The organism is Providencia sp. PROV175, assembly GCF_032707045.1.
In the GTDB taxonomy this organism is placed as follows: domain Bacteria; phylum Pseudomonadota; class Gammaproteobacteria; order Enterobacterales; family Enterobacteriaceae; genus Providencia; species Providencia hangzhouensis.
The window spans coordinates 3,726,652-3,748,528 of sequence record NZ_CP120533.1 but is presented as its reverse complement, the minus strand read 5'-3'; the positions used below and the strand labels follow the sequence as shown (position 1 = coordinate 3,748,528).

The following is a 21,877-nucleotide window of genomic DNA, read 5'->3' as shown; positions in this document are numbered from 1 at the left end:
CCTATCAGTAGATAGGAATCAGTGAGTGCTAGTTACCTGTTCGTTTGCTGGTGATTGTACTGGATTTTTGCCAAAAAGATTACCTAGAAGGAAGGCAATAAGACTAAAAATCAGTGATGGGACGATAGCGTGAAAGCCCATGATTTCAATTTTAAAACTTGCCAATATGGCATAACTGACGCCTCCGATGACCATACCACTGATAGCACCTGTTCCATTGGCTTTTTCCCAGTAGAGCCCGAGGACTAATGGCCACAAGAAAACAGCTTCTAAACCACCAAAAGCCAGTAAATTCAGCCAGATAATCATCTGAGGCGGGTTCCATGCTGCAACTAAAAGCAATGCACCTAAGACCAAAGTGGAAAGGCTAGAGATCCGTGCAAGACGCTTTTCATTTTTGATTTGTGTTGGCATGGTATTCAGATAGATATCTTTTACGATGGTTGCCGAGGACTGTAGTAGTTGTGCGTTGATCGTTGACATAATTGCGGCCATCGGTGCCGCTAAGAAAATTCCCGCTGCAAATGGTGGTAGAACGTGTACCATCAAAGTAGGGATCACTTGGTCTGGGATTGTGAGGTCAGGTAAAATTGCACGACCGAGAGCTCCCGCAAAGTGCATACCAAACATCAGTATCGCCATGACGATGGTTCCCAAAATAATACCTCGATGAACTGCTTTACTGTCTTTATATGAAATACAACGTACCGCAGTATGAGGTAAACCAATCACCCCAAAACAGACTAAAACCCAAAACGAAGCTAAAAATGGCCCGCTTAAAATATCATCTGCACCTTCAGGCGAAACCAATTTTGGGTCTATGGTATGCATTTTTTCTATGGCTGCGGGTAAACCACCTGCATGGTAAATAATTGCAACCAGCAGGATCACCGTACCTAAAAGCATCACTAGGCCTTGCAGTGCGTCATTCAGGACGCTGGCTCTAAACCCACCAATTGCGGTATAGAGTGCGATAGATACCCCAAAAATTATTAACCCGTAAGTATATGGAATACCTGCTGCTGTTTCTAATAAGCGCGCACCACCAATAAATTGCACTGTCATCGCGCCAAAAAAGGCAATGAGTAGGCTAACACTGGCAAACCACACTAAAAACCGACTTTGGTAGCGTGCATACAGCATATCGTTGAGTGTAACGGCATTATAGCGACGCGCCAAAATAGCAAATTTTTTACCTAGCACGCCGAGGGAAAGCCAAATCGCGGGGAGTTGGATCATCGCCAATAGCACCCAACCTAGGCCATATTTATAGGCAGCTCCCGGTCCTCCAATAAAAGAACTCGCACTGATATAGGTTGCTGTGATGGTCATCGCAAGGACAAAGCCGCCCATTGAACGATTACCTAAAAAGTATTCATTTAAAAACTCGCCTTTTGTTCGTTTTTTATATGCATAAATGGATAGCAAAAAGACGAGAGCTAGGTAGCCGACAAGAGGCAGGAGAACTTCAATCTGCATCATTCTCCTCCAAAGAGATGTCTTTAAAAATCAGTTTAACCATCATAATGCAGAGCAAAATAAAAATGATGGGTAAGATGAGACAAGACCATTCAAACCACAGTGGTAGCCCTGTAATTCCAAGCGTGTTGTCCGGTAGGTAGACACTAATAACCCAGCCGACCAGATAGGCGATAGTCAAATAAAATGACCAGCGCGCTTCTTTATTTGATTGAAGAAAACGTTTATCCACCCGTTATTCCCCTTCATTCCCATAAAAATAATCAGCAATTGTACGATAATCTGTGGACTGAGTGTGAAAAATACCAGAAGAAAAGTGCACTAAAGCGTATTTAACACAAAAAAATACCGCAACGCAGGGCGTTACGGTATCGATTGACGATAAGTTAAACAGGTTATCGCTGACTTATTCAGCAATACCCAGTTTTTTCTCTAAATAGTGGATATTAGTTCCACCTTTTTGGAAGTTTTCATCGTTCATAATCATTTGGTGCAATTCAATATTGGTTTTAATACCATCGACGATTAATTCGTTTAACGCATTTTTCATACGAGAAATAGCGATTTCACGAGTTTCACCATAGGTAATTAATTTACCAATCATTGAGTCATAATACGGAGGTACAGTGTAGCCTGCGTAAATATGAGATTCCCAACGTACGCCAAAACCACCAGGTGAGTGGAAACGGGTGATTTTACCTGGGCTAGGGATAAAGGTTTTTGGGTCTTCTGCGTTGATACGGCACTCAACAGCATGGCCATGCACCACGATGTCTTCTTGCTTCACAGATAATGGTAACCCAGAGGCAACACGCAGTTGCTCTTTAATCAAGTCTACACCAGTGATCATTTCAGTTACTGGGTGTTCAACTTGAATACGGGTATTCATTTCAATGAAGTAGAACTCACCGTTTTCGAACAAGAACTCAAAGGTACCTGCACCACGATAACCGATTTCAATACACGCATTAGCGCAGCGCTCACCGATATTACGGCGAATTTCAGGTGTAATACCCGGTGCTGGTGCTTCTTCAACCACTTTTTGGTGGCGACGTTGCATTGAACAGTCACGCTCAGCCAAGTAAACCGCATGGCCTTGGCCATCAGCCATGACTTGAATTTCAATATGACGTGGGTTTTCAAGGAATTTTTCCATGTAAACCATATCATTATTAAAAGCGGATTTCGCTTCAGCACGTGTCAGGTTGATCGAAGATTCTAAATCTTTTTCATTGCGTACCACACGCATACCACGACCACCACCACCACCAGATGCTTTGATGATGACAGGGAAGCCGATACGTTTTGCGATGGCTTTATTTTTTTCAGTGTCGTTCCCTAATGGGCCATCAGAACCCGGAACACAAGGTACACCGGCTTTTTTCATCGCGTTAATTGCAGAAACTTTATCACCCATTAGGCGGATGGTTTCAGCTTTTGGACCGATAAAAACAAAACCAGAGTTTTCAACTTGTTCTGCAAAATCTGCGTTTTCAGCCAAGAAACCATATCCTGGGTGAATCGCTTGAGCACCTGAAATCTCCGCTGCGGAAATAATCGCAGGGATATTTAAGTAACTTTTCGCTGATGCTGCTGGGCCGATACAAATTGTTTCATCAGCCAGTAACACGTGTTTTAGATCGCTATCTGCCGTAGAGTGAACCGCTACTGTTTTGATGCCGAGTTCTTTACAGGCACGCAAAATACGTAATGCGATTTCTCCGCGGTTAGCAATAACAATTTTTTCCAGCATGGAAACGCCTCGTTATTCGATGACAACTAATGGCTCGTCAAATTCTACTGCATCACCGTTTTGCAACAGAATGGCTTTAACAACGCCTGCTTTATCTGCTTCGATTTGGTTCATCATTTTCATCGCTTCAACGATGCAAAGTGGGTCACCAACGCTGACCGTTTGACCAATCTCAACGAATGGTTTCGCTTCAGGGCTTGGCGCGCGGTAGAAAGTACCGACCATTGGTGAGCGAACCTGATGACCTGCAACTGCAGCAGGTGCAGCTGGCGCTACCATAGCTTCAGATGGTGCAACCGCATTAGCCAAAGCAGGTTGTTGTGCAACCGGTGCTGAGTAATATTGTTGAGGTGCAGCCATAACCTGGGAAGCAGGTGAAACGCGGCTGATACGTACTGACTCTTCACCTTCAGAAATTTCCAGTTCAGAAATGCCAGACTCTTCGACCAGCTCGATCAGCTTTTTAATTTTACGAATATCCATGGATATGATTCCGTACTCTTATATTTGGATTGAATTAATTAGGCGCAGACGGTTAACCGCTGCCTGTAAAGCAAAACTATAACCATCAGCACCTAGACCACAAATTACACCGATTGCTTTATCGGAGAAATAAGAATGTTGGCGAAATGATTCCCTAGCGTGCACATTAGACAAGTGGATCTCGATAAACGGGATACTCACCGCGAGTAATGCATCACGTAGTGCAACACTGGTATGTGTGAATGCAGCCGGATTGATGAGAATAAAATCAACATCATGACGTGCAGCATGAATTTTATCGATGAGTTCAAATTCTGCGTTTGACTGAAAATGACTCAATTTTACCCCTAACTGGCTAGCCTCTGACTCCAGCTTGGATACGATATCGGCAAGAGTTTGGTTGCCGTATTTATCGGGTTCCCGTGTACCTAGCAGGTTTAGGTTTGGCCCATTCAAGAGTAAAATGTGAATATCTTCTGCCATTATGCTGCTAACTCCGACGATATTATCAATAGCCCGACAACATAACGCGATGCTAAGCGTTTGTCATCTTTTATCATAAAAATAAATGGATTTTCTACTGACAAGGTTCGTCATTATAATTATTTCGTGACATATAGCAGCAAAATACTGGTCTTATCAGAGAAAATACCCGAATTTATTTTAGAAAATGTGCGGTAATCCCTATTTAGGCGAAAGTACCGCAATAAATTGGTGACTAACCTCGCAGGTTAACTAGCGTACGCCCAGTCACTTCATTTTTTAAGAGTTTTTTTGCATATTCGACAGAATCTTCTAATTTAATCTCATTGCTGACTTGCTCATAGAAAGACGGAGGTAGAAGTTCCGCGAGTCGTTGCCATACTTTAGGGCGATTTGCGGCAGGGTAGTAAACCGAATCTACACCTTGTAGGCGGACATTACGTAAAATAAATGGCATGACACTGGTTGGTAAGTCGAAGCCACCCGCTAAGCCGCAGGCGGCAACAGTCCCATTATAGTGTGTTTGCGCAAGAAGATTAGCGAGTAATTCACCACCTACTGTATCAATCGCACCCGCCCACAACTGTTTGTCTAATGGTTTAGCAGGATGAGTGAAATCACTACGAGGTAATACCCTCTTGGCACCTAAACTTTGCAGGTAGCTGCTGTTTTCTTCACGACCTGAAATCGCGACAACCTCATAACCTAATAAAGAGAGTAATTGCACGGCAGTACTACCTACACCACCGCTTGCACCACTTACGATGACTTCGCCTTTATCAGGAGTCACACCAGCTTCTTCTAGGGCATTTACGCAAAGCATTGCTGTAAAGCCGGCGGTGCCAATAACCATTGCTTGTTTTAAGGACAAATTTTCTGGAAGAGGGGTTAAATACTTTGCGGGGACTCTTGCTTGAGAGGCTAACCCGCCCCAATGCGTTTCACCCACCCCCCATCCAGTCAGTAGCACATGTTGGCCAACTTGGAAGCGTGGGTCTTCACTGTGGTGGATCACGCCTGAAAAATCAATACCAGGTACCATCGGATATTGGCGAACAACTCCCGCCTTTCCACAAATGGCTAACCCATCTTTATAATTGAGTGTGGACCAATGAATATCGACTATAATATCACCGGCCGGGAGCATTTCTGTCGTTAGAGGTTGAATGCCTGAGATAATTTTATCTTCCGATTGTTGCAGGATGAGAGCTTTCATCTTTCACTCCTAATAAAATGATTAAATATGTACTTTAAAAGTGCCTAAAATTTGCGGGTAATTCATTGACGTAGTGACAGTGTTTAAGCTATTAATATTGTAATTAATTTGTAAAAAATAATTTTTTTCTGGCATAAATAGGCTTTTATCATGCAAAATATCGCATCTCGACGGATTCATTTTGCGTATTGACATAAATTTGCCGCGTTTTTGGTAGATAATAGAGCGAACACCCAGCGAATTCACCCAATTTGTATTGGAAATAGCCAGTGTGTAGCAATAATAAAAAGAACTAAATAATATTTGAACTTGTTGCCCCAATAACTTGTCACACTGGGAAGAAAAAGATGGAGTATATAACAACCAAAGAGTAGATGTTTTTCTGTATAATTTTATCCTGTAGGTAAAGAATACAATTAATATCTATTTTTGGGGTTTTTATCTGCTTCGTTTACATAAGAAGCATGTACAGTACGGTACGTGAAAAATAGATGAATTAACCATATTTATAGAAGCAGCTCATTAACGCCTTGAGGCAGCTTCAAGTGGTTGGTAGAGTAGACGGGTTTAAATTCGTCCCCAGCTTGCAGGATAACTCTTTCGTTATGTTTAAAAAATTTCGTGGCATGTTTTCTAATGACCTGTCTATTGACTTGGGTACGGCCAATACCCTTATTTATGTCAAAGGACAAGGCGTAAAATTAAATGAACCCTCTGTAGTTGCTATTCGTCAAGACCGCTCTGGATCGCCAAAAAGCGTTGCTGCAGTCGGTGGTGAAGCGAAGCAGATGCTGGGACGTACACCAGGCAATATTTCGGCAATCAGGCCAATGAAAGACGGTGTTATCGCTGACTTTTTCTTGACTGAAAAAATGTTACAGCACTTCATCAAACAAGTTCATAGCAACAGTTTTTTACGCCCTAGTCCGCGAGTCCTTGTTTGTGTGCCTGTTGGTGCAACACAAGTTGAGCGTAAAGCCATTCGTGAGTCCGCGCTAAGTGCGGGTGCGCGTGAAGTCTTCTTAATTGAAGAGCCGATGGCTGCAGCTATTGGTGCTGGGTTACCTGTATCAGAAGCTACAGGCTCAATGGTTGTTGATATTGGTGGTGGTACGACAGAAGTCGCTGTTATTTCTTTAAATGGCGTTGTTTACTCTTCTTCGGTACGTATTGGTGGTGACCGTTTCGATGAGTCTATCATTAACTATGTACGTCGTAATTACGGCTCGCTGATAGGTGAAGCGACAGCAGAACGCATCAAACATGGAATTGGTTCTGCTTTCCCAACCGATGAAGTTTACGAGATTGAAGTTCGCGGTCGTAACCTTGCAGAAGGTGTGCCTCGCGGATTTAAAATGAATTCCAATGAAATTTTAGAAGCATTGCAAGAACCTCTGACAGGAATTGTCAGTGCGGTAATGCTAGCACTTGAACAGTGTCCTCCTGAACTGGCCTCAGATATCTCAGAACGCGGTATGGTCTTAACGGGTGGTGGCGCGCTTCTTCGTAATTTAGATCGCTTATTGATGGAAGAAACGGGTATCCCGGTTATTGTTGCAGAAGATCCACTAACTTGTGTCGCGCGTGGCGGCGGTAAAGCGTTAGAAATGATTGATATGCACGGTGGCGACCTGTTTAGCGAAGACTAAATGGCCTTTTAGAAACGGTTGGGGAGGTTCTCCAACTGTTTTGACTATTTTTTGTTCCTCTGACATTAGCGAAACTTAGCCACACATGAAGCCAATTTTTAGGCGAGGTCCATCCCTACAGTTACGCATATTTTTTGCGGTAATCATTGCACTTGTACTGGTGGTGATTGACCATCGTTTTGAGCCTTTCAATAAAGTCCGTAACTACTTAGACACGGCGGTTAGCCCATTCTATTTTTTAGCGAATGGCCCACGCCAATTTCTAGATAATATTTCGGAAAGTTTCTCTTCAAGAGAACAACTGCAATTCGAAAACAAAGCCTTACGACAAGAGCTATTACTGAAAAAAGCGGACAACTTGCTTTTAGAGCAACTTAAGCAGGAAAATGCACGCTTAAGGGAGTTACTTGGCTCACCACTTCGCCAAGATGAACACATGATGGTAACGCAAGTTATTTCAGGCGCGAATACGCCATATCGTGACCAAGTGGTTATAGATAAAGGCAGTAATGAAGGCGTTTATGAAGGGCAGCCTGTTATTAGTGATAAAGGTGTTGTTGGCCAAGTGGTTGGGGTAAGTAATTTTAATAGCCGTGTCCTGCTAATTTGTGACACTACCCATGCATTGCCTGTGCAAGTATTACGTAATGATGTTCGTGTGATTGCAGCCGGTTCTGGATGTGCTGATGATATCCAATTAGAACCGTTACCTGAAAATACCGATATTCGTGTTGGTGACGTCCTTGTCACGTCAGGGCTAGGGGGGCGTTTCCCTGAAGGTTATCCAGTAGGGGTGGTCTCTGTCGTAAAACACGACACACAACGAGCGTATACCATCATTAGCGCGAAGCCGAGCGCCGAATTGCAGCGTTTACGTTACCTTCTGTTATTATGGGGAAATGATAACGACCCTAAAACGCCACTACAGCCTTCGGAAGTTTATCGTGCAGCAAATGAACGATTAATGAAAGTATTGCCGCAAGTGTTACCTAATCCGAATGAAATTCAGGGGCCTCCATTGCCACCATCAATGGCTCCGACGTCACAACCATAAGTAGAGGAAACACAGTATGGTTATGGGCAAGAGAGTAAATTAGCATGGATGAGTATCGCGGAAATGGCCGTGCCATCATTTGGTTATCGTTTTTTATTGCGTTGATTTTACAAGTCATGCCTTGGCCGGAACAACTCAGTTTTTACCGGCCATCATGGCTTCTGTTGATTCTCACTTATTGGGTGATGGCATTACCACACCGAGTGAGTGTTGGTACGAGTTTTATTTTAGGGATTATCGTAGATTCCATTCAGGGCTCTGCACTGGGAGTGCATGCTCTTTCTTTTAGCATTATTTGCTATCTCGTCTCTTATAAACACCAATTGTTGCGTAATATGGCGTTGTGGCAGCAAGCTCTGGTGATTATGTTACTCACTATCATTCAAGATCTTGCTGTTTTTTGGGCTGAATTTCTATCATCACAAGTATTATTCCACCCGCAAGTATTTTGGAATAGCTTAGTGAATGGTATTCTATGGCCATGGCTCTTTTTACTTTTACGTAAAATTCGTCGGCAATTTTCAGTATGTTAGGGTGTTAGTTGTCGGTCTGACTGGGAATACAGTTTATGTGTTTAATTTATCTTGCGTCCGGCTCCCCCCGTCGACGTGAACTTGTTCAGCAACTTAATTATACCTTTGAGGTTTTACGTCCAGAGGTAGAAGAACAGTGGCAGGAGGGGGAGTTGCCTCAAGACTATGTTCAACGTCTTGCACGAGATAAATCTTTAGCCGGTGTTGCGATTGCACCCGATAATCAACCGGTTTTGGGCGCAGATACAATCGTTGTTCTCGCAGGGGAAATTTTAGAAAAACCGCGAGATAATCAGCACGCAGAAGAGATGCTAAGTGCATTATCAGGAAAAACCCATCAAGTGATGACGGCTATTGCCTTATCCAACCGTCAACAGACAATGCAGTCACTAATTGTGACAGATGTGACATTCCGCGAGTTATCTTTACTCGAAATACGGGATTATATACAGTCAGGAGAGCCAATGGATAAGGCTGGCGCTTATGGAATTCAAGGCATTGGTGGGCGTTTTATACGTAAAATTAATGGCAGCTACCATGGGGTTGTTGGTTTACCACTGGTTGAAACAGACGAGCTAATTCAGCGATTTTTAGCGTTAAGTGATGGTAAGGGGAAGTCATGACTGCGGAACTATTAGTGAACATTACACCATCTGAAACGCGCGTTGCTTATATTGATGGTGGGATATTACAAGAAATTCATGTTGAGCGAGAAGCAAAAAGAGGATTAGTAGGGAATATTTACAAAGGCCGCGTGAGCCGTGTCTTACCGGGGATGCAGGCGGCCTTTGTTGATATTGGTCTAGATAAAGCGGCCTTTTTGCATGCTTCGGATATTATGCCCCATACGGAATGCATTGCGGGTGACGAACAAAAAAACTTTCATGTCAGGGATATTGCTGAGCTCGTTAAGCAAGGACAAGATTTAATCGTTCAAGTCGTCAAGGACCCCCTTGGCACCAAAGGCGCTCGCCTTACTACAGATATAACTCTCCCTTCTCGCTATTTGGTCTTTATGCCAGGAGCTTCCCATGTAGGCGTTTCTCAACGCATTGAAAGTGAAGTTGAAAGAGAACGCCTAAAAGAGTGTGTTTCACAGTATTGTGATGAAAATGGTGGTTTTATCATCCGTACGGCAGCAGAAGGGGTCGGGGAAGAGGAAGTTAAACAGGATGCGGCCTTCTTAAAGCGCCTGTGGGCGAAAGTGATTGAACGAAAAAAACGTAATGTGACTCGCACAAAAATCTATGGTGAATTAGCGCTTGCTTACCGCATTATCCGTGATTTTGCAGGTGCTCATCTTGATCGTATTCGTGTTGACTCCCGTTTGACCTATACTCAATTGCAAGAGTTTATCGAAGAGTATGTACCAGAAATGACGGCTAAGCTCGAACTTTATCAAGGTAATCAGCCAATATTTGACTTGTTTGACGTTGAAAACGAAATTCAGCGAGCCATGGATCGAAAAGTGGAGCTAAAATCAGGTGGTTATTTGATTATCGACCAAACTGAAGCCATGACGACGATTGATATCAATACTGGGGCATTTGTTGGCCATCGTAATCTTGAAGAAACCATCTTCAATACTAATATCGAGGCGACTCAAGCGATAGCAAGGCAACTGCGTTTACGTAACTTAGGCGGTATTATTATTATTGACTTCATCGACATGGTTGACCCTGAACATCGTCGGCGTGTGCTAGCATCATTAGAACAGGCATTGAGCAAAGATAAAGTCAAAACCACCATTAATGGTTTTTCGCAACTGGGTTTAGTTGAAATGACGCGTAAGCGCACAAGAGAAAGCCTAGAACATGTGTTATGCGATGACTGCCCAACTTGCCAAGGGCGTGGAACCGTTAAGTCAGTAGAAACAGTTTGTTATGAAATTTTACGTGAAATAGTTCGCGTTCACCGGACTATCGATGCAGATAGGTTCTTAGTTTATGCATCCCAAGCGGTGGTTGATGTCCTTAAAGGGGATGAATCACATGCCCTTGCAGAAGTTGAAATCTTTGTTGGGAAGCAAGTTAAAGTTCAGACTGAACCTCTTTACAGTCAGGAACGTTTTGACGTCGTAATGATGTAATAAGGAGATTTGAGTGAGACGACTGCCACGTGTAGCACTGGTGACGACCGCGGTTATATTATTGCTGTGTGCATTAGTGCTGTCAGGGCTGCGTTTTCTTCTGCCAAATATTGACAACTATCGACAAGATCTGGTCGATTATGTTGAAAAAAAGACCGATGTATCTGTACAAATTGGTAAAATCGAAGGAGCTTGGCAATCTTTTGGCCCTGTACTGACGTTATCCGATGTCGCTTTACAGAGTAAAACTACGGATGCTACCGCGAATACCATTACGGTTGAGTTAGATATCTGGAGCTCATTATTTTCTCTACGCTGGCGCTTTCGTGATTTAACCTTCTATCAGTTAAATGTTGATTATAAAGTTCCTTTAAGCCTTGGAGACTCCGCGAAAGGCGAGTCTTTAGATAGCATTGAAGAGCTATTTTTACGGCAATTCGACCACTTTATATTAAAAGAAAGCCAATTAACCTTCCTCACACCTTCTGAACAAAAAACAACGCTGATTTTACCCGAGCTTTCATGGCTGAATGACAATGAACGGCATCGTGCTCAAGGTTTTGTGAGTCTTGAAACCATTAATAAGCAGCATGGCTATCTGCAAGTAAAGCTTGATGTGTCAGATAAAAACGGCGTGTTAAGTGACGGCATTTTTTATCTACAAGCGGATAATATTGATATGCAGCCATGGCTTAGCCGCTGGCTGCGTGACAATACTTCATTGCGGGATGCCAATTTTAGCCTGTCTTCTTGGGTAACCCTGAGAAATCATCGAATTGACAGCGGCCTTATTCAACTACGACAAGGCGAAGCTAACTGGGGAACGGGCGAATTAGCCCAAAACCTACAAGTTAATGATTTGCTTTTGCGAATGAAAAGGCAGGGGAATGGGTGGTTATTTAACATTCCTGAGCTTGATACCTTGAAAACCAATGAGTTTATCTGGCCGCAAGGGAGCGTCTCTGTATTGTATTTGCCTGCCAGCAAAAAATATCAAGATAATGACCATTGGCGCATCCGTGCTAAAGATATTGAACTCGAACGTTTAAGCGAAGTTTTGCCCACATTTTCTTTTTTGACTCCTGAAATGGTACAAGATTGGCAACATCGCCAACCAACTGGTGTAGTGAGTGAATTTGCCCTTGATATCACACAAAACATGCCTGAAAACGTACAAATCAACATGGATTGGCAAAATGTCAGCTGGAAAAAATGGAAAGAGTTGCCTTCAGTCAATCATTTTTCGGGTGTTTTAATTGGTGGCATGCAAAGTGGTAGTGCCACAGTTAGCTTGCAAGATAGTGAAGTGGACTATCGCGATGAATTTAAAGCTCCTTTTTTAATAGAGACGGCAACAGGTCAGTTCCATTGGGTAAATAATGACAGTGAATTTAAACTGTGGAGCCCATCATTAGAGGTACAAGCTCAGTCTCTTTGGGCAAATGGTGAGTTTCGTTACGCAAAAGCGAAAAAAGGAAATTATGCCGATCTCGCCATTCTTGCCGGAATTCGTTTAGATGATGCAGGGGATGCGTGGCGTTATTTCCCACAAAAATTAATGGGGCAAGATGTGGCGGATTACCTGACGAAAGCCATTATCGCAGGTAGTGTAGATAATGCGACGTTGGTCTATAAAGGTGACCCAGCTCATTTCCCATACGATAACAATGATGGGCAATTCCAAGTTTATGTCCCTCTGCGTAATGCGACATTCGAATATGACAGTGAATGGCCTGCATTATTGAACTTAGATATGGATTTAGACTTTAGGCGTGCAGGGCTATTTATGCATGCACCAACGGTAAAACTGGCGGATGCCACAGCAACCAATCTTGATGCCAATATCCCTGATTACACTAAAGAAATGCTGTATATCAATGCAGATATCAATGGAACTGGCAAACAAATCCAGCAATATTTTGTGCATACCCCGATGAACCACTCAATTGGCGATACGCTTGAAGAGTTACAAATTGGGGGAACTGTTAATGGCCAGTTAGGGTTATCTATTCCACTGGTGGCGGGTAAGGATGTTGTCGCCAAAGGAAAGGTCAATCTCAATAAAAACGATTTATATATTCAGCCAATTGATAGCACTATTTCTGCTTTGACGGGCAGCTTTGAGTTTAACAATGGAGATTTACGCGGTGAAAACCTGCGTGGACACTGGTTTGAACAGCCAATTACTGTCGATTTCACCACTACAGATCAAGCAAAAAATTATTTAGTGGATGTGAATATTAACGGAAACTGGGTGGTAAATAAGTTGGCAATGTTACCTGCTGAGATTAAACAAAAATTATCAGGAACCACTGACTGGAAAAGCCAAGTTGCCATCACCATTCCAAATACGGCGAAAGAACCCGTTGGCTTACAAATCGATGTCACGGCAGGGCTAAAACAACTGAAAAGCCAGCTACCCGCTATTGATAACGCTCTATTAGCCGAACTTGGGCAAATTAATGTTCAGGCTAAAGGAACAACAGAACAGTTGGTAGTTGGTGGTGATATCGGTAAGCGCATTGGTTTTAATACTCAATGGGGATTGAGTGACAAACCTCTGAGTTTATTAAAAGCCCATATTGCCCAATGGCGTGACGGTATTCCTGAACTCCCTAAAAACTCAGCTTTTATTGTCGATTTGCCAGCGATTACTGATATGAACTGGGAGAAATTAGCTGGGTTACTAGTGTCATCCCATAGCCGCGAAGGTGGTATGAATATTGGCTTGCCGGATATGCTCCAGGTCAATATTCCATCAATCTACCTCGCTGGGCAGCAATGGAACGCAGTAAACTTTTCTTATGATTTACAACGGCCTGAGCAGTTGGTCAGTATCAACAGTGAAAACCTAAAAGGCTCGTTACAAATCTTTGCTTCACAGCCTTGGCAGGTCGCTATTGATTATTTGTATTACAACCCTAGCACTTCCTCTAGTGCTCAAATCAATGACCTTGCCACAACACAATTTGATTTTAGCCAATGGCCACAATTGCAGTTTCACTGTAAAGAGTGTTGGGTCGCTGGGCAGAAATTGGGGGAAATTAGCGCTAATATCCAACCTAAAGGCACTTTATTGCAACTGACAGATGGCACGCTAGATAACAGCGTCACGAAATTAAAGTTAGATGCTATTTGGAACAGCGAAAAAGGCAATAAAACACAAATTGCAGGTTCATTAACCGGTGAAGCTTTTGACGAAACGGCGGCGTATTTTGGTATATTGGTTCCCATTATCCAATCACCTTATACTATTGAATTTGATTTAGATTGGGCTAATTTGCCTTGGTCACCAGATATCGCCTCTTTAAATGGTAAAATGTCTGCAAAATTGGGCAAAGGAGCGATTGCACAAATGGGCGGTGGTCGTGCAGGGCAAATATTGCGTCTAGTCAGTTTTGATGCCCTGTTGCGTAAACTACGATTTGATTTTAGCGATACATTTAGTGATGACTTTGATTTTGACTCCATTAAAGGGGATGCGACCATTAAAAATGGTGTACTGGTTTCGAAAAATACCTATGTTGATGGTTTAGTTGCCGATATCGCTTTTAATGGCCAAATTGATCTTGTTAAACGCCAAATTAATGTTGAAGCCGTCATTACACCGGAAATATCTGCTACAGTAGGAGTAGCAACCGCGTTTGTAGTAAACCCATTTGCAGGCGCTGCCGTATTTGCGGCAACGAAAGTGCTCGGTCCACTATGGAGTAAAGTTTCCGTTATTCGTTACCGAGTAACAGGTAGTTTGGACGAGCCGAAAATTGATGAAGTATTACGTCAACTGAAGGAGACTCAAGAGTAATGAAAAATGGCAACGTTGCACTTTTGCAGTTATGTAGCGGAAATAATACTAAACACAATTTGGCGCAAATCGAACAACAGATCAAACAGTTACCAGAGACTGTTGAGTTAGTACTGACCCCTGAAAATGCATTGTTATTTGCGGATGCGGCGACTTATCGTAAACAAGCGGAAGAGCAAGGAAAAGGCCCTTTGCAAAGTGCGATCAGCGAAATGGCCAAACGTTATCATGTTTGGATTTTAATTGGCTCAATGCCAATGATTAGCCGTGAAGACCCTGAACGTATTACAAGTAGTAGCTTATTATTTGATTCCGAAGGAAATATTAAAGCTCGCTACGATAAAATTCATATGTTTGATGTCAATATCGAAGACGAGCAAGGCACTTATAACGAGTCTGTGATTTATCAACGCGGTGAACATATCACTGTCGTTGATACACCCGTTGGTCGTCTTGGCATGACAATTTGCTATGATTTACGTTTTCCTGGTTTATTCCAAGCATTACGTGAACAAGGCGCAGAAATTATCTCTGTACCTGCTGCATTTACCCGTTACACCGGTCAAGCACATTGGGAGCCGTTATTACGTGCTCGTGCGATAGAAAACCAATGCTATATTTTAGCGCCTGCTCAAGTCGGTGTGCACGGTACGCGTCGCACATGGGGGCACAGCCTTGCAGTTGATGGGTGGGGTAAAGTGATGAAAAAGAACGTGGATGCAGTTGCGTCTACGGTACTGAATATTAAAACGGACAGCTTGAGTGTCATGCGAGAGCAAATCAAAGTGGTGAAACATAACCGCTTTAGACCGCAATTGACATCCTTGATTAAAAAAGAAACCAAAGAGTAACGAATATGAGTTTAGTTTCTGTCAGCGAACATTTGCTGGCCGCCAACCGCCTTGGGCAAGAAAATCTGTATGACATTTTAGGTTTGTTATCTGAGCGCCATCTGGATTATGCGGATCTGTTCTTTCAATCGAGCTTCCATGAATCATGGGTGCTTGAAGATAGGATCATCAAAGATGGCTCTTACAATATCGACCAAGGTGTTGGTGTGAGAGCAGTCAGTGGTGAAAAAACCGGTTTTGCTTACGCAGACCAAATTTCGCTACATGCGCTGACACAAAGTGCGACCGCAGCACGCAGCATTGTGAATGAGCAAGGCTCTGGTAAATCACAAATTTTAACTAATGTTGAATATAAAAAACTGTATTCAGCAGCAGACCCACTGCAAAGCTTATCGCGGGAACAAAAAATTGATTTGCTGCACCGTGTTGACCAAGTTGCACGCGCAGAAGACCCACGTGTTATCGAAGTCAATGCCAGTTTAACGGGTGTTTATGAACAAGTGCTAGTCGCCGCAACAGATGGCACTTTGGCGGCAGATGTTCGTCCGTTAGTGCGTTTGTCGGTCAGCGTGCTGGTGGAACATGACGGTAAGCGCGAACGCGGTGCAAGTGGCGGTGGTGGCCGTTATGGTTACGAATATTTCTTGGAAATTCATCAAGGGCAAGTGGTTGCTGAGCAATATGCACGTGAAGCGGTGCGTATGGCGCTGGTGAATTTGTCTGCGATCGCAGCGCCTGCTGGAATGATGCCGGTTGTGCTGGGTGCTGGTTGGCCAGGGGTTCTATTGCATGAAGCGGTAGGCCATGGTTTAGAAGGTGACTTTAACCGTCGCGGCACCTCTGTTTTTTCAGGTCAAATAGGCGAACAAGTGGCATCACCACTGTGCACTGTGGTGGATGATGGCACGATAGCGGGCCGTCGAGGCTCTCTCGCCATTGATGACGAAGGGGTACCTGGGCAGTATAACGTCCTAATAGAAAATGGTATTTTACGTAATTATATTCAAGATAAACTGAATGCACGCCTGATGGGAGTTGCTCCAACAGGTAATGCACGTCGTGAATCTTATGCGCACTTACCTATGCCGCGTATGACCAATACCTACATGTTAGCAGGTACATCAACGCCAGAAGAAATTATTGCGAGTGTGGATAAAGGCATTTATGCACCAAACTTTGGTGGTGGTCAGGTAGATATCACCTCAGGTAAATTTGTATTTTCAACATCAGAAGCTTACCTGATTGAAAAAGGTAAGATTACTTCTCCTGTGAAGGGAGCGACGTTAATTGGCTCGGGTGTTGAAGCTATGCAGCAGATTTCAATGGTTGGTAATGACTTAGCGCTAGATAAAGGCGTTGGTGTTTGTGGCAAAGAAGGCCAAAGTGTCCCTGTTGGTGTAGGCCAACCTACATTAAAACTGGACAAACTGACTGTTGGCGGTACCGCATAATCGTTCTTGGCGATATAAACTAGGCTCTGCTCGCCCTTGTAACAACTTCTTGTCGATGTTGTGACTGGGGCGATTGTGTGCCTGCAAAGCACAAAACAACTGAGGTGTTATGAATAAACGTTTTTTACCCGTCGTATTGATGGCTATTTTGATTGTGATTAGCCTTTATTTTAATGGTGGAGATAAAACACCATCTGAACCATCCGTTAATCAAAGCAATCCACCTTCTCGTGAAGCGATAACGCCAAAAGAAACACCACAACCGATTGATAAGCTGACTGCACAAGATAACGTGGTTAGTTTTATGGAAAAATATCAAAAACTTCCCGCTTTCTATATGACGAAAAAACAAGCCCGTGAAGCCGGATGGGATGCGAAAAAAGGTAATCTTTGCGATGTGTTACCTGGAAGAGCGATTGGCGGCGACCGTTTTTCTAACCGTGAGAAAAGTTTACCCATTGCACAAGGACGCCAATGGTTTGAAGCAGACATTAATTATCGCTGTGGCCATCGCGGGGCGGACCGTTTGCTATACTCATCAGATGGGATGATTTTTGTGACTCATGACCATTATAAGAGCTTTACACAAGTCAACTAAAGGAAATACCGTGATGAGCAAACAGGTGAGCTTTGATTTCAGGCAGATAAACTCATTGAATGATTTTTATGACCAATTTGCTCAACAATTTTCCCTTCCTGATTGGTTTGGTCATAATCTTGATGCTTTGTGGGACATGGTTTCCGCAGGCATTGAGTTACCTGTAACCATCACGTTTTCACATATGAGCGCGGAACAGCGTATAAAATTCGCAGATGTTATTGATGTGATGAATGACGCACAAGACATGTGGGAAGAAGAGTTTATTTTTGCTTTAGATATAACAAAAAGCTCTAACTAATATTCCTATCACTCATGGTAAAGTCTAAATAAGATAACTGAGCTGATAGGGGTCTTTAGGATGAATAACGTTACTTGCACTGCATTTCCACTAAAAGAAAAAAAATTTCTTATTGTTCATGGTTACACGGCATCCCCTGAAAAAAATTGGTTTCCATGGTTGAAATCAGAGCTTGAAGCCTTAGGCGCTTTTGTTAACGTCCCCACCATGCCTGACTCTTTAGCCCCCAACCCTGAAAGGTGGCAGCAGCGCTTGCAGCATTTACCTTTTGATATTGATGAAAATACGATTTTGATTGGCCATAGCTTAGGTTGCGTTACTGCATTGCGGTTTCTTCAACATGCAGGGCAATCGGTGGCAGGTTATGTATTGGTATCAGGGTTTGACGAAGAACAGCCTACATTGCCTGAATTACAGCCTCACACCGTTGAACCATTGAATTATGACGAACTCATAAAAGTGGCAAATAATCGAATATCGATTATATCAACCAATGATGAAATTGTGTCGCCGGGGTCTTCGAAAGCATTGGCAGAGGCCTTAAAAACACAGGTTATTATTGAGGAATCTGCTGGGCATTTCCTTGATAGAGAAGGCTATACTGAGTTCAAAACACTACTTGATACGATCAAAACGCATTTTAGCTAGTTATGGTTGGTAAGAACACTAGGCACACTGGTTTTGAGTATTTCAATCAACTCTGGGTCCATATATGGGTAATCATCAGGAATATCCAGAACATGAAGCGGTTTGTATTCCAAAAGGCGGGGGAAATCTGCTTTTAAGCGGTTTTTATGTTTTTGCTCCATCACAAAAATTACATCTGCCCAGCGGATTAAATCCGCATTAACAGGGCGCTTCGCATTGCGGCTCGTTCCCGCTGAACGGGTGACCCAACTTTCATGGTTGCGCCAGATCTGTTCAGCGGTTGGACTACGCCATTGGTTTTTACTGCAAATGAATAAAATATTCACGAGTTGTTGTGTATCTCTTCAAGGCTAATACGGGCAAGCTGTATATTACTTACTTGCGGGTATGCCATACCTAATTGGGCTGCACGGATCATTTTTTCGCTACGGCCGTACATTTGTTTCCAGTTTTTTTCAGGTGTATAGCAGTCAACTAGTCGTGAATTTAGTTGATCACGGGATTTATTGATTCGAGCTTTGGCTCTGCGCCATGCTCTATTTCGGGTATTATCCATATCTTCCTCATTATTTATCGGGGTTCAGCAGCCGCGATAATACGGGTCAGAGTATGTCTAACAATGGCATGATAGGTTGTTTCGGCAGCGCTATCAACACGCTTCTGGCTTTTTCAGATTATTGCTTAATTTACAAAAAAAAATCCCCTAGCCGTAGCATAGGGGATAATTCATTAAGCCATTTCAGAGAGATCTTTCAAATATTGAAAGATTTGGCGATAAGCTTTTGGCGGTTTGTTGCCTTCACGCTCTTTTTTTGCATTACGGACTAATGCACGCAGTTGTTGCCTGTCTGTTTGTGGGAACAGGGCAACCACGTCTTCAATGACTTCATCACCGCCATCTAATAAACGGGTACGTAAGTCTTCCAGTTTATGTAAAATTACCACTTGCTGGTTGTGGCGGTTTTTAAGCTTGTCCAGAGCCTCAGTAATGGGCTCAACCTCACGTGAACGTAATAACTTACCAATCAATTGCAATTGGCGGCGACGGCCTTCACGTTTGATTTTTTGGGCAAGTTCAATGGCTTCAAGTAATTGAGTATCTAACGGGATGCGTTCTAATTCACTTTTACTTAAATCAACGAGCTCAGCCCCTAACTTTTTGAGGATCTCAGCATCGCGTTTAATTTCGCTTTTACTGACCCAAATGATTTCCTCGTCTTCTTCGTCTTGCGGCGCTGGGATATCATCCAGCCAGTCATCAGGCTGTTTGGCCATATCGATTTTCCTTTTTACCGAACACAGTGGTTTAATTACGCGTAATTAATATGATTTACTGTGTTGTGAGTGTTAACATTCATCTATTATATATTGTAACTGGGAAAACCCCTCTATGACTACCTAGCATTTGCTTGTTAGGGCAGAAAATCACGTTTCCCCCACATTATTGATTGGACTAAAGCATGAGTGTAACTGAACAAGTCACCGAACAACGTAAAAAACTCGAAGAAGCCGTCGCGCACGCATTAGAATTTGCTAAAACACGTTGTGATGCTGCGGAAGTTGCAGTAAACAAAAGCACTGGGATTAGTGTGAGTACCCGCCAAGGGGAAGTCGAAAATGTTGAGTTTAACAGTGATGGAGCGCTAGGGATCACCGTTTACCATCAACAACGTAAAGGCAGTGCGTCTTCAACAGATTTAAGCCCTGAAGCTATTGAACGGACTGTTCAGGCGGCAATTGATATTGCTAACTACACCTCAGAAGACCCGTGTGCAGGGCCGGCAGACAAATCTTTGCTGGCTTTTGAAGCACCAGACCTCAATTTGTTTCAAGCGAGCGAACTTTCTCCTGAAGAAGCGATCCGCTTAGCGTCGATTGCGGAAATGTCAGCATTAAATGCAGACTCCCGCATTGTGAATACGGAAGGCGGTAGCTTTAATGGGCACTACGGGGTTCGTGTATTTGGTAACTCCCATGGCATGCTGCAAAGCTATTGTTCAAGCCGCTATTCGATGTCAAGTTGTGTGATTGCTGAGCAAAATGGTGAGATGGAACGTGATTACGCTTATACGATTGGCCGTAGCTTAGGGGCATTACAGTCGCCTGAGTGGGTTGGGCAGGAGTGTGCTCGTCGTACTTTATCTCGTTTATCGCCACGTAAATTACCTACGATGAAAGCCCCTGTTATTTTTGCAGCAGAAGTGGCAACAGGCTTATTTGGTCATTTAGTGGGCGCGATTAGTGGCAGCAGCATTTATCGTAAATCCTCTTTTTTATTAGATAGCTTAGGAAAGCAAATTTTACCAAGCTGGCTAACTATCAATGAGCAACCCCATTTAATGGGCGGGTTGGCGTCATCACCTTTTGATAGCGAAGGCGTACGTACCTGTGAGCGCAATATTGTCGAAAATGGCGTTTTGCAAACGTGGTTAATGACCAGCTATTCTGCAAGAAAATTGGGTTTACAAAGTACGGGGCATGCTGGAGGTATCCATAACTGGCGTATTGCAGGCCAAGGGCTTTCATTCGATGCATTGCTGAAACAAATGGGAACAGGGCTAATCGTTACTGAATTAATGGGACAAGGGGTTAGTGGTATCACAGGTGATTACTCTCGTGGGGCTTCAGGTTTTTGGGTCGAAAACGGTGAAATTCAATATCCTGTGAGTGAGATTACCATTGCTGGAAATCTAAAAGAGATGTGGGCGAATATGGTCACTATTGCCGATGATATTGAAACCCGCAGTAATATTCAGTGTGGTTCGGTATTGATCCCAGAAATGAGTATTGCTGGGGAGTAGGTTTCTACTCTGCCCATTTAAAGGCAACAAAAAAGGCACTCAATTGAGTGCCTGAATATGTCAGAGGACTTACCTGAGTTTTTTAAATAAAACTTTTTTCGCTAAGCCTTCCTTAATTCAGCCGTTATCATGATTAACGGTGGAACTCACCTGCTGCTTCTGGCTGATAAACGATTTCCAATACGCGAACACGTGTTTGCACGCCGTTTGGCAGTTCCCAGCTGATTTCATCGTTTACATGCAAGCCCAACAAAGCTGCCCCAATCGGTGCCATAACAGACAGTTGTTCTGCACTATCTTTCAGGGACGCAGGGTAAACTAAGGTGCGCGTGCGTTCTTCGTTGCTGATTAAATCCAAAAAGCGAACGGTACTGTTCATCGTGACCACATCCGCAGGGATCTCTTGCGGGCTTAAAATATCTGCACGGTCAAGTTCATCATTGAGCGCTTCGGCAACTGGTGTGCCCGCATAAGCCGGCTGTTCCATCAGTGCATCTAAACGTTCAGCATCTAAATCATTGATAATAATTGTTGGCTTTGTCATACCACACTCCAATAGAGACATACAAAGCAAACACCCCCCACCCATAAGGTAGGGGGTGTCGCTAGAAATAAGTTTGTTTAAAATATTAGGCGCTATACGCTTTAAAGGGAAGAGATCATGATCACGATCTCTAAGCCTG

Annotated in this window: 22 protein-coding genes; 12 read left to right on the top strand and 10 right to left on the bottom strand. The window is 43.3% G+C overall.

The annotated features are described in order from the left end of the window. Positions 1-18: 18 nt before the first annotated feature. From panF to P3L44_RS17065, 6 genes are all read right to left on the bottom strand, one after another. Positions 19-1,479, bottom strand: coding sequence for a sodium/pantothenate symporter (panF, locus tag P3L44_RS17090; protein ID WP_272661642.1), 1,461 nt, complete (start codon positions 1,477-1,479; stop codon positions 19-21). Further along, complete coding sequence (locus P3L44_RS17085; RefSeq protein WP_140171495.1) at positions 1,469-1,711, bottom strand: DUF997 family protein; 243 nt, start codon at positions 1,709-1,711, stop codon at positions 1,469-1,471. The genes panF and P3L44_RS17085 overlap by 11 nt, the downstream gene beginning before the upstream one ends. A 174-nt stretch (positions 1,712-1,885) precedes the next feature. Further along, positions 1,886-3,232, bottom strand: a complete 1,347-nt coding sequence (gene accC, locus P3L44_RS17080; RefSeq protein ID WP_140171496.1) for an acetyl-CoA carboxylase biotin carboxylase subunit — start codon at positions 3,230-3,232, stop codon at positions 1,886-1,888. Between the two features lie 12 nt (positions 3,233-3,244). Continuing rightward, positions 3,245-3,715 carry an acetyl-CoA carboxylase biotin carboxyl carrier protein gene (gene accB, locus P3L44_RS17075; protein WP_004258405.1) on the bottom strand — a complete coding sequence of 157 codons (471 nt, stop codon included), beginning with the start codon at positions 3,713-3,715 and terminating at the stop codon, positions 3,245-3,247. A gap of 18 nt (positions 3,716-3,733) precedes the next feature. Continuing rightward, entirely contained in the window at positions 3,734-4,198 is a 465-nt protein-coding gene (aroQ, locus tag P3L44_RS17070) for a type II 3-dehydroquinate dehydratase (RefSeq protein ID WP_004258402.1), read from the bottom strand. Between the two features lie 235 nt (positions 4,199-4,433). Then, positions 4,434-5,414 (bottom strand): oxidoreductase, encoded by a 981-nt coding sequence (locus P3L44_RS17065; protein WP_140171497.1) that lies wholly within the window; start codon positions 5,412-5,414, stop codon positions 4,434-4,436. A gap of 605 nt (positions 5,415-6,019) precedes the next feature. On the opposite strand from P3L44_RS17065, the gene P3L44_RS17060 reads away from it, so the two are divergent. The 11 genes from P3L44_RS17060 to P3L44_RS17010 all read left to right on the top strand — a co-directional run bounded on the left by P3L44_RS17060 (position 6,020) and on the right by P3L44_RS17010 (position 18,393). Beyond that, positions 6,020-7,063 (top strand): rod shape-determining protein, encoded by a 1,044-nt coding sequence (locus tag P3L44_RS17060; RefSeq protein ID WP_004908213.1) that lies wholly within the window; start codon positions 6,020-6,022, stop codon positions 7,061-7,063. An 85-nt stretch (positions 7,064-7,148) separates the two neighbouring features. After that, positions 7,149-8,117, top strand: a complete 969-nt coding sequence (gene mreC, locus P3L44_RS17055) for a rod shape-determining protein MreC (protein ID WP_272661582.1) — start codon at positions 7,149-7,151, stop codon at positions 8,115-8,117. A 44-nt stretch (positions 8,118-8,161) separates the two neighbouring features. Further along, entirely contained in the window at positions 8,162-8,650 is a 489-nt protein-coding gene (gene mreD / locus P3L44_RS17050; RefSeq protein ID WP_004258382.1) for a rod shape-determining protein MreD, read from the top strand. Between the two features lie 35 nt (positions 8,651-8,685). Continuing rightward, complete coding sequence (locus tag P3L44_RS17045; RefSeq protein WP_140171498.1) at positions 8,686-9,273, top strand: Maf family protein; 588 nt, start codon at positions 8,686-8,688, stop codon at positions 9,271-9,273. After that, positions 9,270-10,739, top strand: coding sequence for a ribonuclease G (gene rng, locus P3L44_RS17040; RefSeq protein WP_004908223.1), 1,470 nt, complete (start codon positions 9,270-9,272; stop codon positions 10,737-10,739). Before P3L44_RS17045 ends, rng begins: the two co-directional genes overlap by 4 nt. A 13-nt stretch (positions 10,740-10,752) precedes the next feature. Then, positions 10,753-14,544, top strand: coding sequence for an AsmA2 domain-containing protein YhdP (yhdP, locus tag P3L44_RS17035; RefSeq protein ID WP_272661583.1), 3,792 nt, complete (start codon positions 10,753-10,755; stop codon positions 14,542-14,544). Beyond that, entirely contained in the window at positions 14,544-15,395 is an 852-nt protein-coding gene (nit1, locus tag P3L44_RS17030; RefSeq protein ID WP_004258360.1) for a deaminated glutathione amidase, read from the top strand. Before yhdP ends, nit1 begins: the two co-directional genes overlap by 1 nt. Positions 15,396-15,400: 5 nt before the next feature. Continuing rightward, the gene (gene tldD, locus P3L44_RS17025; RefSeq protein WP_110591211.1) at positions 15,401-16,846 is read left to right on the top strand and encodes a metalloprotease TldD; all 1,446 of its coding nucleotides are present in this window, start codon (positions 15,401-15,403) and stop codon (positions 16,844-16,846) included. Between the two features lie 109 nt (positions 16,847-16,955). After that, positions 16,956-17,444 carry a ribonuclease domain-containing protein gene (locus P3L44_RS17020; protein ID WP_004258351.1) on the top strand — a complete coding sequence of 163 codons (489 nt, stop codon included), beginning with the start codon at positions 16,956-16,958 and terminating at the stop codon, positions 17,442-17,444. Between the two features lie 13 nt (positions 17,445-17,457). Further along, positions 17,458-17,745 carry a barstar family protein gene (locus P3L44_RS17015; RefSeq protein WP_004258345.1) on the top strand — a complete coding sequence of 96 codons (288 nt, stop codon included), beginning with the start codon at positions 17,458-17,460 and terminating at the stop codon, positions 17,743-17,745. Between the two features lie 60 nt (positions 17,746-17,805). Beyond that, the gene (locus P3L44_RS17010; RefSeq protein WP_094961511.1) at positions 17,806-18,393 is read left to right on the top strand and encodes an RBBP9/YdeN family alpha/beta hydrolase; all 588 of its coding nucleotides are present in this window, start codon (positions 17,806-17,808) and stop codon (positions 18,391-18,393) included. Here the strand turns inward: P3L44_RS17010 and P3L44_RS17005 are convergent. The 3 genes from P3L44_RS17005 to yjgA form a co-directional block, all read right to left on the bottom strand. After that, positions 18,390-18,719: a low molecular weight protein tyrosine phosphatase family protein gene (locus tag P3L44_RS17005; RefSeq protein WP_140171502.1), complete on the bottom strand. Its 330-nt coding sequence runs from the start codon at positions 18,717-18,719 to the stop codon at positions 18,390-18,392. The genes P3L44_RS17010 and P3L44_RS17005 overlap by 4 nt on opposite strands. Beyond that, on the bottom strand, positions 18,716-18,949 hold the full coding sequence (locus tag P3L44_RS17000; protein ID WP_094961512.1) for a hypothetical protein: 234 nt from the start codon (positions 18,947-18,949) through the stop codon (positions 18,716-18,718). The genes P3L44_RS17005 and P3L44_RS17000 overlap by 4 nt, the downstream gene beginning before the upstream one ends. 173 nt (positions 18,950-19,122) lie before the next feature. After that, positions 19,123-19,668 carry a ribosome biogenesis factor YjgA gene (gene yjgA / locus P3L44_RS16995; protein WP_004258329.1) on the bottom strand — a complete coding sequence of 182 codons (546 nt, stop codon included), beginning with the start codon at positions 19,666-19,668 and terminating at the stop codon, positions 19,123-19,125. A gap of 185 nt (positions 19,669-19,853) precedes the next feature. On the opposite strand from yjgA, the gene pmbA reads away from it, so the two are divergent. Beyond that, on the top strand, positions 19,854-21,194 hold the full coding sequence (gene pmbA, locus P3L44_RS16990; protein ID WP_140171503.1) for a metalloprotease PmbA: 1,341 nt from the start codon (positions 19,854-19,856) through the stop codon (positions 21,192-21,194). A 133-nt stretch (positions 21,195-21,327) separates the two neighbouring features. On the opposite strand, the gene rnk is transcribed toward pmbA, so the two are convergent. Next, positions 21,328-21,738 carry a nucleoside diphosphate kinase regulator gene (gene rnk / locus P3L44_RS16985; protein ID WP_004908251.1) on the bottom strand — a complete coding sequence of 137 codons (411 nt, stop codon included), beginning with the start codon at positions 21,736-21,738 and terminating at the stop codon, positions 21,328-21,330. Between the last annotated feature and the right edge of the window lie 139 nt (positions 21,739-21,877).

Coding starts and splice junctions, on each gene's coding strand:
- P3L44_RS17060 (WP_004908213.1), top strand. CDS start 6,020: ATGTTTAAAAAATTTCGTGGCATGTTTTCTAATGACCTGTCTATTGAC.
- P3L44_RS17045 (WP_140171498.1), top strand. CDS start 8,686: ATGTGTTTAATTTATCTTGCGTCCGGCTCCCCCCGTCGACGTGAACTT.
- accB (WP_004258405.1), bottom strand. CDS start 3,715: ATGGATATTCGTAAAATTAAAAAGCTGATCGAGCTGGTCGAAGAGTCT.
- P3L44_RS17065 (WP_140171497.1), bottom strand. CDS start 5,414: ATGAAAGCTCTCATCCTGCAACAATCGGAAGATAAAATTATCTCAGGC.
- pmbA (WP_140171503.1), top strand. CDS start 19,854: ATGAGTGTAACTGAACAAGTCACCGAACAACGTAAAAAACTCGAAGAA.
- P3L44_RS17020 (WP_004258351.1), top strand. CDS start 16,956: ATGAATAAACGTTTTTTACCCGTCGTATTGATGGCTATTTTGATTGTG.
- accC (WP_140171496.1), bottom strand. CDS start 3,232: ATGCTGGAAAAAATTGTTATTGCTAACCGCGGAGAAATCGCATTACGT.
- mreD (WP_004258382.1), top strand. CDS start 8,162: ATGGATGAGTATCGCGGAAATGGCCGTGCCATCATTTGGTTATCGTTT.
- panF (WP_272661642.1), bottom strand. CDS start 1,479: ATGCAGATTGAAGTTCTCCTGCCTCTTGTCGGCTACCTAGCTCTCGTC.
- nit1 (WP_004258360.1), top strand. CDS start 14,544: ATGAAAAATGGCAACGTTGCACTTTTGCAGTTATGTAGCGGAAATAAT.
- P3L44_RS17000 (WP_094961512.1), bottom strand. CDS start 18,949: ATGGATAATACCCGAAATAGAGCATGGCGCAGAGCCAAAGCTCGAATC.
- P3L44_RS17010 (WP_094961511.1), top strand. CDS start 17,806: ATGAATAACGTTACTTGCACTGCATTTCCACTAAAAGAAAAAAAATTT.
- tldD (WP_110591211.1), top strand. CDS start 15,401: ATGAGTTTAGTTTCTGTCAGCGAACATTTGCTGGCCGCCAACCGCCTT.
- mreC (WP_272661582.1), top strand. CDS start 7,149: ATGAAGCCAATTTTTAGGCGAGGTCCATCCCTACAGTTACGCATATTT.
- rnk (WP_004908251.1), bottom strand. CDS start 21,738: ATGACAAAGCCAACAATTATTATCAATGATTTAGATGCTGAACGTTTA.
- yjgA (WP_004258329.1), bottom strand. CDS start 19,668: ATGGCCAAACAGCCTGATGACTGGCTGGATGATATCCCAGCGCCGCAA.
- P3L44_RS17015 (WP_004258345.1), top strand. CDS start 17,458: ATGAGCAAACAGGTGAGCTTTGATTTCAGGCAGATAAACTCATTGAAT.
- aroQ (WP_004258402.1), bottom strand. CDS start 4,198: ATGGCAGAAGATATTCACATTTTACTCTTGAATGGGCCAAACCTAAAC.
- rng (WP_004908223.1), top strand. CDS start 9,270: ATGACTGCGGAACTATTAGTGAACATTACACCATCTGAAACGCGCGTT.